The 13,943-nt window shown below is 60.6% G+C and carries 11 protein-coding genes and 4 tRNA genes; 14 read left to right on the top strand and 1 reads right to left on the bottom strand.

Annotation, left to right across the window (positions count from 1 at the left end):
• Positions 1-218: 218 nt before the first annotated feature.
• Both DMP07_RS04995 and nifJ read left to right on the top strand, forming a co-directional pair.
• A complete protein-coding gene (locus tag DMP07_RS04995) occupies positions 219-620 on the top strand; it encodes a very short patch repair endonuclease (protein WP_244594871.1) in 402 nt (133 codons plus the stop codon).
• A gap of 487 nt (positions 621-1,107) precedes the next feature.
• Complete coding sequence (nifJ, locus tag DMP07_RS04990) at positions 1,108-4,656, top strand: pyruvate:ferredoxin (flavodoxin) oxidoreductase (RefSeq protein ID WP_123198065.1); 3,549 nt, start codon at positions 1,108-1,110, stop codon at positions 4,654-4,656.
• Between the two features lie 491 nt (positions 4,657-5,147).
• On the opposite strand, the gene DMP07_RS04985 is transcribed toward nifJ, so the two are convergent.
• Positions 5,148-6,428: an aspartate aminotransferase type Ic gene (locus DMP07_RS04985; protein ID WP_123198064.1), complete on the bottom strand. Its 1,281-nt coding sequence runs from the start codon at positions 6,426-6,428 to the stop codon at positions 5,148-5,150.
• A gap of 132 nt (positions 6,429-6,560) precedes the next feature.
• On the opposite strand from DMP07_RS04985, the gene putP reads away from it, so the two are divergent.
• From putP to map, 12 genes are all read left to right on the top strand, one after another.
• A complete protein-coding gene (putP, locus tag DMP07_RS04980) occupies positions 6,561-8,129 on the top strand; it encodes a sodium/proline symporter PutP (RefSeq protein ID WP_123198063.1) in 1,569 nt (522 codons plus the stop codon).
• A 357-nt stretch (positions 8,130-8,486) separates the two neighbouring features.
• Positions 8,487-8,571: transfer RNA gene (locus DMP07_RS04975), tRNA-Tyr, on the top strand.
• 4 nt (positions 8,572-8,575) lie between these two features.
• Positions 8,576-8,651: transfer RNA gene (locus DMP07_RS04970), tRNA-Thr, on the top strand.
• A gap of 48 nt (positions 8,652-8,699) precedes the next feature.
• Positions 8,700-8,776: transfer RNA gene (locus DMP07_RS04965), tRNA-Met, on the top strand.
• 84 nt (positions 8,777-8,860) lie between these two features.
• The gene (gene tuf, locus DMP07_RS04960; protein ID WP_123198062.1) at positions 8,861-10,063 is read left to right on the top strand and encodes an elongation factor Tu; all 1,203 of its coding nucleotides are present in this window, start codon (positions 8,861-8,863) and stop codon (positions 10,061-10,063) included.
• Positions 10,064-10,181: 118 nt separating this feature from the next.
• On the top strand, positions 10,182-10,331 hold the full coding sequence (gene rpmG / locus DMP07_RS04955) for a 50S ribosomal protein L33 (RefSeq protein ID WP_123198061.1): 150 nt from the start codon (positions 10,182-10,184) through the stop codon (positions 10,329-10,331).
• A gap of 12 nt (positions 10,332-10,343) precedes the next feature.
• A tRNA-Trp gene (locus tag DMP07_RS04950) sits at positions 10,344-10,420 on the top strand.
• 133 nt (positions 10,421-10,553) lie between these two features.
• Positions 10,554-10,928: a preprotein translocase subunit SecE gene (gene secE / locus DMP07_RS04945; RefSeq protein WP_123198060.1), complete on the top strand. Its 375-nt coding sequence runs from the start codon at positions 10,554-10,556 to the stop codon at positions 10,926-10,928.
• A gap of 1 nt (position 10,929) precedes the next feature.
• Complete coding sequence (gene nusG, locus DMP07_RS04940) at positions 10,930-11,460, top strand: transcription termination/antitermination protein NusG (protein WP_123198059.1); 531 nt, start codon at positions 10,930-10,932, stop codon at positions 11,458-11,460.
• 93 nt (positions 11,461-11,553) lie between these two features.
• Positions 11,554-12,045 carry a 50S ribosomal protein L11 gene (gene rplK / locus DMP07_RS04935; protein WP_123198058.1) on the top strand — a complete coding sequence of 164 codons (492 nt, stop codon included), beginning with the start codon at positions 11,554-11,556 and terminating at the stop codon, positions 12,043-12,045.
• Positions 12,046-12,105: 60 nt separating this feature from the next.
• Complete coding sequence (gene rplA / locus DMP07_RS04930) at positions 12,106-12,813, top strand: 50S ribosomal protein L1 (protein WP_123198057.1); 708 nt, start codon at positions 12,106-12,108, stop codon at positions 12,811-12,813.
• A 164-nt stretch (positions 12,814-12,977) separates the two neighbouring features.
• Positions 12,978-13,754 carry a type I methionyl aminopeptidase gene (gene map / locus DMP07_RS04925; RefSeq protein ID WP_123198056.1) on the top strand — a complete coding sequence of 259 codons (777 nt, stop codon included), beginning with the start codon at positions 12,978-12,980 and terminating at the stop codon, positions 13,752-13,754.
• Positions 13,755-13,943: the final 189 nt, after the last annotated feature.

Below are 13,943 nucleotides of genomic sequence, written 5' to 3'. Positions count from 1 at the left end.
GGATCGAATGCGGCCCGGCTCCCCTCTGCCGAATCCATGCGCTTCGCGGCGCCGCAGGCAAAAGCCTCGGCGCCGTTCGCGTTCGCGCTGCCGGCAAAACGGGCCTTTGGCGGGTGTCGGTGAAGCGCGAGCATCGTACCTATATAAGAGTACACGCGCACACCACCCGCTGCATTCTTCATGCCGCCCCGCCGCCGCGAAGCAAGGTCGCCCCTGCCGTGCGCAAAAGCATGAAGGGCAATAAGGGCAAAGACACCAAGCCCGAATTGGTGGTGCGTCAACGCCTGCGCGAAGCCGGGCTGACCGGGTATCGCCTTCAATGGAAGGTGCCGGGAAGGCCCGATGTGGCCTATCCGGGCAAGAAGGTGTGCATTTTCGTCAACGGGTGTTTCTGGCACCGGTGCCCTCATTGCCATCCGTCCATGCCGAAAACCAATCTCGAATACTGGGTTCCGAAATTCAAACGTAACGTCGAACGCGACGAACGCAATGTGCGCATCCTCGAAGAGCAGGGCTGGCGCGTTCATGTTATCTGGGAGTGCCAGCTGAAGAAGAAAACGGTCGATGACACGTTCGACCGCCTGATTCCTCTTTTGAAAGAAGAACTCGGTCGCGCCTAATGCAAAGCGCTGCGCGCCGAACTTTTCCGACGGGGGCCGAAGACGCGATCTTCGGCCCCCGTCGCCGTATGGGAACGTGTCGCGGCGCCGCGGGCGGCGAAACGCGTCGGCCCCCTTCCCATTCGGCGAGGCTCCCCAGTACGGTTCGCCTTCCCGCTCGGCGAGACTCTTCGATGCGGCATGCTTTCCCGCTCGGCAAACCCTTTCGAAACGGTGCGCTTGAATGCGAAGGCGCCATCCCGTTTTTGTCTCGTCTCGCGCCGCGGACGCGCGGTTCGCCCCGAATGCGCGAATTCCTGCCAGCGAACGGTCGTCGGCGTCGGTGGATTCCAGGGCGCACCGTTTGCCGAACGCTCAACCCACTCCAAGCGCCCCGCTCGCGCGGACTAAAGCGCTCGCGCTACCATAACGCGGTATGTTCGTTTACACGGCGGAAAGCTCGCGGCCCGGGGAAGACGGCGCAGGCTTGTTTCAAAGGAGCGTTGGTATGACGAGAGAATTCAAATCGATGGACGGCAATAACGCCGCGGCGTACGTTTCCTACGCGTTCACCGAGGTCGCCGGCATCTATCCCATTACGCCTTCGAGCCCCATGGCCGACTTCGTCGACCAGTGGTCTGCCCAGGGTAAGAAGAACATCTTCGGCACCACGGTGAAAGTGTGCGAGATGCAGTCCGAGGGCGGCGCCGCCGGCACTATGCACGGTTCGCTCGCCGCAGGCGCGCTGACCACGTCCTACACCGCATCGCAGGGCCTGCTCCTCATGATCCCGAACATGTACAAGATGGCAGGCGAGCTGCTTCCGGGCGTGCTGCACGTCAGCGCCCGTACCGTGGCGACGCAGGCTCTCAACATCTTCGGCGACCACTCCGACGTCATGGCATGCCGCCAGACGGGCTTCGCCATGCTCGCCGAGGGCAATGTCCAAGAGGTCATGGACCTTTCTGCCGTCGCCCATCTTTCCGCTATCAAGGGCCGCGTGCCTTTCATCAACTTCTTCGACGGCTTCCGCACCTCTCATGAGGTCCAGAAGGTCGCCGTGTGGGATTACGCGGACCTCGCCGACATGTGCGATATGGACGCCGTCCGCGATTTCCGCGCCCATGCGCTCAACCCCGAGCATCCCGCCATGCGCGGCAGCCATGAGAACGGCGACATCTTCTTCCAGCATCGCGAGGCGTGCAACAGCTATTACGACGCGCTTCCTGCGGTGGTCGAAGACTACATGCATCAGGTCAATGAGAAGCTCGGCACCAACTACGAGCTGTTCAATTACTACGGCGCTCCCGATGCCGAGCGCGTGATCGTGGCCATGGGCTCGTTCTGCGACGTGGCCGAAGAGGTCATCGACTACATGAACGCCCGCGGCGAGAAGGTCGGCCTGGTGAAGGTCCGCCTGTATCGCCCGTTCGTCACCGAGAAGTTCGTCGCGGCCCTGCCCGAAACCGTGAAGAAGATCGCCGTGCTCGACCGCACCAAGGAGCCGGGCTCCGTGGGCGAGCCCCTCTACCTCGACGTCGTCAACGCGCTCGCCATCGAGGGCGTTTCCGGCATCACCGTGGTGGGCGGCCGCTACGGCCTGGGTTCGAAGGACACCCCGCCTTCGTCGGTCTTCGCCGTCTACACCGAGCTCGCCAAGGAAAACCCCAAGCGCGAGTTCACCATCGGCATCGTCGACGACGTCACGGGCCTTTCGCTGCCTGAGGATCCCGATTGCCCGAACACGGCCGCTCCCGGCACGATCGAGTGCAAGTTCTGGGGCCTCGGCGGCGACGGCACGGTGGGCGCCAACAAGAATTCGATCAAGATCATCGGCGACCACACCGAGAAATACGTGCAGGCGTACTTCCAGTACGACTCCAAGAAGACGGGCGGCGTCACCATCAGCCACCTGCGCTTCGGCGATTCCCCGATCCGCAGCTCCTACTACGTCAACAAGGCCGACTTCGTGGCATGCCATAATCCCTCGTACGTCACGAAGGATTTCCCCATGGTCTACGACGTCAAGCCCGGCGGCACGTTCATGATCAACTGCCAGTGGACGCCTGAAGAGCTCGAGCATCATCTGAGCGCCGACGCGAAGCGCTACATCGCTAAAAACGACATCAAACTCTACACCATCAACGCCATCGACCTCGCGATCGAAATCGGCATGGGCAAGCGCACCAACACCATTCTGCAGTCCGCATTCTTCACGCTGACCGGCGTTCTGCCGCAGGAAGACGCGATCCGCTATATGAAGGACGCGGCTACCAAGTCCTACCTGAAGAAGGGCCAGGACGTCGTCGACACCAACCATCGCGCGATCGACGCGGGCGCCACGGCGTTCACGCGCATCGAGGTTCCCGCCGCTTGGCTCGACGCTTCCGACGAGAAGGAAGAAGCCGTTCATTCCGGCAAGCCCGAGCTGGTCAAGATGGTCACCTCCATCATGGAGCCGGTCGGCCGCATGGACGGCGACAGCCTGCCCGTTTCCGCGTTCGTCGACCATGTCGACGGCCAGTTCGAACAGGGCGCGTCCGCTTACGAGAAGCGCGGCATCGCCGTGTCCGTCCCGACGTGGGACGCTTCCACCTGCATCCAGTGCAACCAGTGCGCCTTCGTCTGCCCTCATGCCACCATTCGTCCGTTCGCGCTGACCGAGGAAGAGGCCGCCGCCGCCCCCGAGGCCGCGACGCTGATCCCCGCCAAGGGCAAGGCCGCAGCCGGCATGCAGTACACGCTCGCCATTTCGCCGCTCGATTGTATGGGCTGCAACGTGTGCGTGGTGCAGTGCCCGACGAACTCGCTGTCCATGGCTCCCGCCGAGGGCGAAATGGCTCAGCAGGACGTCTTCGACTACTGCGTCGCCGAAGTTTCCGATAAGCCCGAGATCCAGGACGCCACGGTCAAGGGCAGCCAGTTCAAGCAGCCGCTGCTCGAGTTCTCCGGCGCCTGCGCAGGTTGCGCCCAGACCGCTTACGCCCGCCTGGTCACCCAGCTGTTCGGCGACCGTATGTACATCTCCAACGCCACGGGCTGCTCGTCGATCTGGGGCGGTCCTGCGGCAACCTCGCCGTACACGGTGAACAAGGAAGGCCGCGGCCCGGCATGGGCGAACTCGCTGTTCGAGGACAACGCCGAGCACGGCCTGGGCATGCTCTTGGGCCAGAACGCGGTGCGCGACAAGCTGGTCGCCGAAACCGAGCAGCTGATCGCCGATGTGGCCGACGCCGAGCTCAAAGACGCCGCTGTCGCATGGGTCGAGGCGCGCAACGACGCCGAGGCCAGCAAGGGCGCATCCGAGGCATACGTCGCCGCGCTCGAGAAGGCGGTCGCCGCGCAGGACGCCACGAGCGAGCTGGCGGCATCCATCCTTTCCGATAAGGACTATCTCGCCAAGAAGTCCGTCTGGATCTTCGGCGGCGACGGCTGGGCCTACGACATCGGCTACGGCGGTCTCGACCACGTGCTCGCGTCGGGCGAAGACGTCAACGTGTTCGTCTTCGACACCGAGGTGTACTCCAATACCGGCGGCCAGGCCTCCAAGGCTTCCAATATCGGCCAGGTGGCCCAGTTCGCCGCGGCGGGCAAGGACATCAAGAAGAAGAGCCTTGCCGAAATCGCCATCAGCTACGGCTACGTCTACGTGGCGCAGGTCGCCATGGGCGCCAAGCCTGCGCAGACCATGAAGGCGATCGCCGAGGCCGAGGCATATCCCGGACCGTCGCTGATCATCGGCTACTCGCCGTGCGAGATGCATTCCATCAAGGGCGGCATGGCCAACTGCATGGTCGAGATGGAGCGTGCCGTGGATTGCGGCTACTGGAACCTGTACCGCTTCAACCCCGCCGCGCCGGCAGGCAAGAAGTTCGTCCTGGATTCCAAGGAGCCCAAGGGCGGCTACCGCGAGTTCCTGATGAACGAGGCCCGCTACAGCCGCTTGACGCGCGAGTTCCCCGACCGCGCCGACGAGCTGTTCGAGCAGAACGAGAAGGCCGCGATCGAGCGCTACGAGCACCTGCTCAAGCTGAAGGAAGTCTACGCCGAGGCGTAAACGAGCCTTCTTGAGCCGGAGGGGCTTTCGAATCGAATGACGACGGGACCGGAAACGGAAGTTTCCGGTCCCGTTCGCTTTTACGGGGGAGAGGAAGAGCCGTGTGCGGCCTCCGCCGACACGAGCGCCTCAATCTGCCCGTGGGCGCGGGTATCCGTCGCGTTTGTTGCTTGATGCGGATGCGTCCAGGCACCAGGCCTTGTCCGTCGGCGGCGATGCTGTCCCATTCTGCGCTAAGCCGCCCTGGTGAAAGGCTGCCTCGGCGAAATGATTTTTCCTGGGCGTAACCCTGCTTCCGGACGGATTCTTTGGGCGAAACACGTATGTCGCTCTATCTATATAGAGAGAGCATCCTTATATAAAAGAAAACCTCCCGGTTTTCGGACTCGTGTTCGTCGTCCGAAAACCGGGAGGCGGTTCGAAATGCATCGCGCGGAAAGCGGCGAATCCACGACGCCGCGGCGCCTGCATGATGCGCGGCGCTTGCGATCCTATGCGGCCAGAAGCACCTCGACGCTTGCGAGCTTCACGCAGCAGACGAAGATCTCCATGGCCTGCTCGAGCTCTTCGAGCGGGGGCAGGGTGGGGGCGATGCGGATGTTGGAGTCGTTCGGGTCGTTTTTATGCGGCCAGGTGGCGCCTGCGCCCGTCATGGTGACGCCCGCTTCCTTGGCAAGCGCTACGGTGCGCTTCGCCGTGCCGGGCATGCCGTCGAAGCTGACGAAATATCCGCCGTCGGGCTTGCTCCACGCGGCGCAGCCCGTATCGGCCAGGCCGTCTTCGAGCATGCGGTCGACCAGTTCGAATTTGGGGCGCAGCAGCGCGGCGTGTTTTTCCATGTGCTCGGCCACGCCCTGCGCGTCGTGCAGGAAGCGCACGTGGCGAAGCTGGTTGAGCTTGTCGTAGCCGACGGTCTGAATGCCGACGCGCGCCTTGATCTCGGCGATATTGGCGGCGCTGGCGGCCACGGCGGCGATGCCTGCGCCGGGGAAGGTGACCTTCGACGTGCTGGCGAAGGCGAAATATCTGTCGGGATTGCCTGCCTCTTCGCATGCCCGGGCGATGTCGGCCACGTGCGCGGCACGCTCTTCGTAGAGATGGTGCACGCAGTACGCGTTGTCCCAGAAAATGCGGAAATCGTCGGCGGCGCACGTCATGGACGCCAGACGGCGGACGGTCTCGTCGCTGTAGACGATGCCGCTGGGGTTGGAATACTGCGGCACGCACCAGATGCCCTTGATCGACGGGTCGTCGGCCACGAGGCGTTCGACTTCGTCCATATCGGGGCCGTCTTCGCCGAGCGCCACGGGAATCATCTCGATGCCGTAGGATTCGGTGATGGCGAAGTGGCGGTCGTAGCCGGGAACGGGGCAGAGCCATTTGACGCCGTCGAGGTCTTTCCACGGCGCGGCGCCCAGGTAGCCGTGCGTCACGCCCTGCGTCACGAGGTCGAACATGATATTGAGACTCGAATTGCCGAACACGCACACCGTGGCGGGTTCGTGGCCCATGACTTCTCCCATGAGCGCCTTCGCTTCGGCGATGCCGTCCATCACGCCGTAATTGCGGCAATCGGTGCCGTCCTGCGCGATCAGCTCGGACGCCGCGTTCACCGCGTCGAGCATCGGAAGGCTCAGCTCGAGCTGGGCGGCCGAAGGCTTTCCTCGCGCCATGTTGAGGGAAAGGCCTTTCGCGCAATGGTCGGCATACTCGCGTTCGAGGGCGCGCCGGAGCTCTTCGAGCTGCGTCCTGTCAAGGTCGGCGTACGACATTCGTCTCCTCCTTTAGATTCGGTTGCCGTTCGGGGGAAGCGCTTTAGCGTCATAAAGCACCCCGTGTCTTTGCGGCCTTACTTTACCGTATAATCGGCAATTGCTTTTGTTCTAATCATGAGAGGAGGGACGATGTCTGTAGACGACATCCAAGTTGTTCTTGCGATGGCCCTGTACTTCGTCGTCGTGCTTGCGGTGGGCTTTTTCTATCTGAAAAAGTCGAACGCAAGTTCTGAGAACTATTTTCTGGGAGGCCGAGGCCTCGGCCCGTGGCTGACGGCGTTGTCCGCCGAGGCGTCGGACATGTCGGGCTGGCTGCTGATGGGCCTTCCCGGCATCGCGTATTTCACCGGCGCCTCCGACGCCATGTGGACGGCGATCGGTCTTGCCATCGGCACGTATCTGAATTGGAAGTTCGTCGCCAAGCGTCTGCGCAAGTACTCCGAAGTGGCGGGCAACGCCATCACGCTGCCCGACTTCTTCAGCAACCGCTTCCATGACAACAAGCGCGTCCTGATGAGCGTCGCCGCGTTGATCATCCTGCTGTTCTTCTGCATCTACTGCGGCAGCTGCTTCGTGACGTGCGGCAAGCTTTTCGCCACGCTGTTCGGGCTCGACTACACCACGATGATGATCCTGGGCGCTTTGGTGGTGTTCGTCTACACCTTCGTCGGCGGCTATCTGTCGGTGTGCACCACCGACCTGATCCAGGGCACGATCATGGTCTGCGCGCTCGTGGTGGTGTTCGTGGGCAGCGTCGCCATGGCGGGCGGCGTCGACAACACGGTCGCCTTCCTGCAGTCCATCCCCGGATTCCTCTCCGCGACGCATCAGGCGTCCCCGGTCCTCGACGCGACGGGCAACCAGGTCGTGGAAGGCGGCCTGCCCGTGTTCGGCGAGGCCGTGGTCTACGGCTCCGGCATCATCACCATCGTCAGCTGCCTGGCGTGGGGCCTCGGCTACTTCGGTATGCCCCAGGTGCTCGTGCGCTTCATGAGCGTGCGCCACTCCAAGGAAATCAAGAAGAGCCGCATCATCGCTGTCGTGTGGGTGGTCGTCTCGCTGGCAAGCGCCGTGTGCATCGGCCTGGTGGGCCGCGCCGCCATTCCGACGGCGTTTCTCACGGCGTCGAGCGCCGAATCGGTGTTCGTCGTGCTGGCGCAGATCATGCTTCCGTCGTTCGCGTGCGGCTTGGTGGTGTCGGGCATCTTCGCGGCCACCATGTCTTCGTCTTCGAGCTACCTGTTGATCGCGGGATCGGCCATCGCGCAGAACCTATATAAGGGCTTGATCAACAAGAACGCCACCGAGGCGCAGACCATGTTCGTTTCGCGCGTGGCTCTGACGGTCATCCTTATTTTCGGCATCCTGATCGCGCTCGACCAGAACTCGTCGATCTTCCAAGTGGTGTCGTATGCATGGGCGGGCTTCGGCGCGAGCTTCGGTCCGTTGATGCTGTGCAGCCTTTATTGGCGCCGTACGAACCGCCAGGGCGCGCTTGCGGGCATGATCACGGGCGCCGTCACCGTCATCGCGTGGAATCTTTTCATCAAGCAGCTCGGCGGAATCTTCGCGGTCTATGAGCTTTTGCCCGGATTTATCTTCGCGTTGATCGCGATCGTGGTGGTTTCTCTTCTGACCGAGAAGCCTTCGAAAGAAGTCACTGACGAATTCGACCGCTATATGGACGCCGACGTGTAAAACGCGTCCGTGCGAAAAAAGAAACGACGGCTTCGCGCTTGTTTCGAACGAAATTTTTCGAAGCCGAATAAGGAATACGGGGTGGAAATCACCCCGTATTTTTTTATTTCGCCAAAAAATTTTTTTTGGCGAAGTTTGGCGAATATGGGCTGGATTTGACATTCAGTGTAAGAAAAATACCAGGTAGATGCCGAGAAATGGGGTGCTAGAGAATGGATACGCCCGGCCGCGTGTAGAGTGTTGACACGCTTTTGCGGCTAGCGTATTATGCACTTCGTTCGCGGCACGGAAACGAAAACCGCAACGCGAACCGCAGCTTGATAAGTACACATATCGCATCGAGCACCTTGATGAACTGGGCGTGTGCCCGAGTGGTTAAAGGGGACGGGCTGTAAACCCGTTAGCTATGCTTACCTAGGTTCGAATCCTAGCGCGCCCACCAGTTCGCCCGTGTAGCTCAGTAGGTAGAGCACTTCGTTGGTAACGAAGAGGTCACCGGTTCAAGTCCGGTCGCGGGCTCCATTTTACTACGAATGGAGCTTATCAATAATAGGTTCCGTTAGTATATACGGCGGTGTAGCTCAGTTGGTTAGAGCACACGGTTCATACCCGTGGCGTCACTGGTTCGAATCCAGTCACCGCTACCATTTGTATTTTTGCACGCGCCTTTACGGCGCGTGTCTTTTATCACGTTAGTATTTGGTCGTAAGACCATTCCAAGAGGAGGAATAATGGCTAAGGAGAAGTTCGAGCGCAGCAAGCCGCATGTGAACATCGGTACCATCGGCCACGTTGACCATGGTAAGACCACCTTGACGGCTGCTATCTCCAAGACCCTGTCTGACAACGACGGTTCCCACGGCACCGCCCACGCAGACTTCACCGCCTTCGAGAACATCGACAAGGCTCCCGAGGAGCGCGAGCGCGGCATCACCATCTCCATTGCTCACATCGAGTACGAGACCGATGCCCGTCACTACGCTCACGTTGACTGCCCCGGTCACGCTGACTACGTCAAGAACATGATCACCGGTGCTGCCCAGATGGACGGCGCTATTCTGGTTATCGCTGCTACCGACGGCCCGATGGCTCAGACCCGTGAGCACATCCTGCTGGCCCGTCAGGTTGGCGTTCCCTACATCGTCGTCTTCCTGAACAAGTGCGACATGGTCGACGACGAGGAGCTCCTCGAGCTCGTCGAGATGGAGGTCCGCGACCTCCTCAGCTCCTACGAGTTCCCCGGAGACGACACCCCGATTATCCGCGGTTCCGCGCTGAAGGCCCTCGAGGGCGACAAAGAGTGGCAGGAGAAGGTCTGGGAGCTCATGGACGCTGTTGACGCGTACATCCCGACCCCCGAGCGTATGACCGACAAGCCCTTCCTGATGGCTGTCGAGGACACCATGACCATCACCGGCCGTGGTACCGTTGCTACCGGTCGTGTCGAGCGTGGCGTTCTGCATGTCAACGACCCGCTGGAGATCGTCGGTATCCGTGAGACCACCAACACGGTCTGCACTGGTATCGAGATGTTCCGCAAGCTGCTCGACGAGGCTCAGGCTGGCGACAACATCGGCTGCCTGCTCCGTGGCGTGAAGCGCGAGGACATCGTCCGCGGCCAGGTTCTCTGCAAGCCCGGTAGCGTTACCCCGCACACCGAGTTCGAGGGCCAGGTCTACATCCTCACCAAGGATGAGGGCGGCCGTCACACCCCGTTCTTCGATGGCTATCGTCCTCAGTTCTACTTCCGCACCACCGACGTTACCGGTGTTGCACACCTCCCCGAGGGCACCGAGATGGTTATGCCTGGCGACAACGTTACGATCACCGGTGAGCTCATTCACCCGATCGCAATGGAAGAGGGCCTCAAGTTCGCTATCCGCGAGGGTGGCCGCACCGTTGGCTCCGGCCGCGTGACCAAGATCATCAAATAACTCTTGGATTTACGATGATTAGATGAAGAGCCCGCTTTCGGGCGGGCTCTTCTCTTCAAGGTCTGCTCTTATGTGTACAATCATCAAGCTACAAAACGATTAACTTGAAGGAGAATTCATGCGTACGTTGGTCACCCTGGCCTGCACCGAGTGCAAGCGCCGCAATTACACGACCAAAAAGAACAAGCAGAATAATCCGGATCGTATCGAGATGAAGAAGTACTGCAAGTGGTGCCGCACGCACACCTTGCACAAGGAAACTCGATAAGGTAAGGAAAACAGGCCAGTAGCTCCAATTGGCAGAGCGGCGGTCTCCAAAACCGCATGTTGTGGGTTCGAGTCCTACCTGGCCTGCCAGCTTGTTCAAGCAGCTTGGAACGCGAGCTGCTTGTTTTGGGTTTAGGGACATTTATCCTAGAGAGCGATCGTGCGGTCCCGCACTAAACCGCATAAGGGATTAAGAAACCGCATTTAGGGATTAAGAAAAAATATGGCGAAAAAGTCTAAAACGCAGCGAGCCAAAGCCTCCGCTCATCGTCAGGCGAAAAAAGCGCAGGCTGTCGAGCTCGAGGCTCAGGGCATTTCGGCCGAAGAAGCCGCCAAGAAGACCGAGGCAGCGAAACAGCAGCAGGCCAAGAAGGCGGATGCTAAGAAGGCCAAGCCTAAAAAACAGCGTTTTAAGTTCTTCAAAGAGGTTAAGGCAGAACTCAAACGCGTTACCTGGCCTACTCGATCCGAGGTTCTTCGTTGGTCCGGCGTTGTCGTGGCCGCTTTGGTGTTTTTCGGCGTCTTTGTTGCCGTTCTGGACAATCTGATTGTCACCCCTTTGATCGTTGCTCTTTCCGGCATAGGGGCAGGACTCTAACATGGCAAAAAAATGGTACGTGCTCCATACCTATTCCGGGTATGAGAACAAGGTCAAGAAGAATCTCGAAACCCGTATCGAAACCATGGGTCTCGAGAACAACGTTTTCGGAATCGAAATTCCGACCGAGACGGTCACTGAAATCAAAGAAAGCGGCCGTCGTGTGGAAAGCGAAAAGAAAGTTTTCCCCGGATATGTTTTGGTCCGCATGGAGATGGACGACCGCAGCTGGGCTGCCGTCCGCAACACTCCGGGCGTGACGGGCTTCGTGGGAAGCCAGGGCAATCCTGCTCCGCTGACCCGCGAAGAGTTCAACAAGATCATGAAGCGCACTTCCGCTGCCGCTCCGAAGAAGACCACGTCTTCCTTCGAGGTCGGCCAGTCCGTCAAGGTCACCAACGGTCCGCTCGCCGAATTCGACGGCACCATCTCCGAGGTTCTGCCCGAGGCGGGCAAGGTCAAGGTCATGGTTTCCATTTTCGGCCGCGAAACCCCCGTCGAGCTTTCGTTCGACCAGGTGACTAAGATTTAGTTCGATTATTCCCGGCTCCTGCGTGCCTGGGTGGACAGGGCTTCTCACGCACGGTTGGCCGTTGTAGCAATTTCAGTAAGGTAAGGAAGACAGATGGCTGAGAAAAAAGTCAGCGGCTTCATTAAGCTGCAAATTCCCGCCGGCGCTGCGAACCCCGCTCCTCCGGTCGGTCCCGCGCTCGGTGCGCAGGGTGTCAACATCATGCAGTTCTGCCAGGCGTTCAACGCTGCTACGCAGGACCAGTCCGGCACCATCATCCCCGTCGAGATCACGGTCTACGAGGACAAGAGCTTCACGTTCGTCTGCAAGACCCCTCCGGCGGCTGTCCTGATCAAGGAGAAGCTGGGCATCAAGAGCGGCTCCGGCATTCCGCAGCTTAAGGCTGTCGGCACGCTGAGCAACGACCAGCTCCGCGAGATCGCCGAAATCAAGCTCCCCGACCTGAACGCTAACGACATCGATGCCGCTATGGAAATCGTCGCCGGCACCGCTCGTTCCATGGGCGTTCGCATCGAGGGCCGCGAGATGAAGAAGACCTACGTGCCTTCCAAGAAGCTCGCCGCTATCCTCGCTGGCAAGGAATAGCCTACCTGACATGTGGAAGGGTGGTTCTTCCACCCGCCAACACCACGAAAGGATTCATTGATGAAACTCACCAAGAACCAGAAGCTCGCCGCTGAGAAGATCGAAGCCGGCAAGCTTTATGCTCCCGCCGAGGCTCTCGCTCTCGTCAAGGAAGTTTCCACCGCCAAGTTCGACGAGACCGTCGAGGTCCACTTCCGTCTCGGCATCGACACCCGTCAGGCCGACCAGCAGCTCCGTGGCATGGTTTCCCTGCCCAACGGCTCCGGTAAAGAGGTCCGCGTGGCCGTCTTCGCCGAGGGCGCTGCCGCTGAGGCCGCCAAAGAGGCCGGCGCCGAGATCGTCGGTTCCGACGACCTGGTCGCTGAAATCCAGGCCGGCAACATCGACTTCGATGCTGCTGTCGCTACCCCGAACATGATGGGCAAGGTCGGCCGTCTCGGTAAGATCCTCGGCCCCCGCGGCCTGATGCCGAACCCCAAGCTCGGCACCGTGACCCCGGATGTCGCCAAGGCCATCGCCGAGCTCAAGGGCGGCAAGGTCGAGTACCGTGCCGACCGTTACGGCATCGCTCACGTCATCATCGGCAAGGTCAGCTTCGAGGCTGAGAAGCTCGCTGAGAACTACGGCGCCATCTACGATGAGATCGTTCGCATGAAGCCGTCTGCGGCGAAGGGCAAGTACCTCAAGTCCATCTCCGTTTCTTCCACCATGGGCCCCGGCATTGCCGTCGACCCCTCCGTTTCTCGCAACTTCGCTTCTGCCGAATAGCGAAAACAAAGCCTTACTTCGAAAAGACCCGCTTTATGCGGGTCTTTTTTGTTCACCCAAGGTTACTTGTGGGTAAGGGCGCGTGTGCTAGAATTGACTGCGTTACTGCGACGGGCCTTGAACGAGAAGGCTCCTCTTAATTGTATTCAGAAGAAGGCGAGTACATGATTATCAAGAAGTCCCCGGCTGAAATCGAAGCCATGAAGGAAGCGGGCCGTATCTCCGCGAAGGTTTTGCGCGAGGTCGGCTCCCATGTGCGTCCAGGCGTCTCCACGCTGGAGTTGGATCGCTTGGCCGAAACCCTGATCCGCCTCGAAGGCGGCATTCCTACATTCAAGGGTTACGGCGGCTTTCCAGGCAGCATCTGCGCATCGGTCAACGAGCAGATCGTCCACGGCATTCCTTCCGCTGACGTCATTTTGAAGGAAGGCGACATCATCTCCATCGATACCGGCGCTACGGTGGATGGTTGGGTGGGCGACAACGCCTGGACCTTCCCGGTTGGCAAGGTCGCTCCCGAGGTGAAGAAGCTGCTCGATACCACGGAGAAATGCATGTGGGCGGGCCTCGACGCCGCGCGCCCCGGCAACCATTTGGGCGATATCGGCTTCGCCGTGCAGTCCATCGCCGAAGCCGAAGGCTACGGCGTCGTGCGCGAATACGTCGGCCACGGCATTGGCCGCAACATGCACGAAGACCCCAACGTGCCCAACTACGGCCGCCGTCATCACGGCATCCTCCTGGAACCCGGCATGGTGCTGGCCATCGAGCCTATGATCAATATGGGCACGCATAAGACGCGCCAGATGCCCGACGGCTGGCTTGTCTGCACGCGCGACGGCAAACCGAGCGCCCATTTCGAGAAGACGGTCGCCATCACCGAAGACGGTCCGCTGGTTCTGACCACCGAGCCCGATTTCAGGCGTCCCGTGAACGGCTAGCATACGTACGTCATCGCATAGAAAAGGCCCCGGCCGCATTCAGGAACTGAATCGCGGCCGGGGCCTTCGTCGTGGGCCCGCCTTCGTCGTGGGCCCGCCTTCGTCGTGGGCCCGCCTTCGTCGTGGGCCCGCCTTCGTCGTGGGCCCGCCTTCGTCGTGGGCCCGCCTTCGTCGTGGGCCCGCCTTCGT

Source organism: Slackia faecicanis (assembly GCF_003725295.1).
In the GTDB taxonomy this organism is placed as follows: Bacteria; Actinomycetota; Coriobacteriia; order Coriobacteriales; family Eggerthellaceae; genus Slackia; species Slackia faecicanis.
The sequence above is the reverse complement of the archived record's forward strand: the minus strand, read 5'-3'. Positions and strand labels throughout refer to the sequence as shown.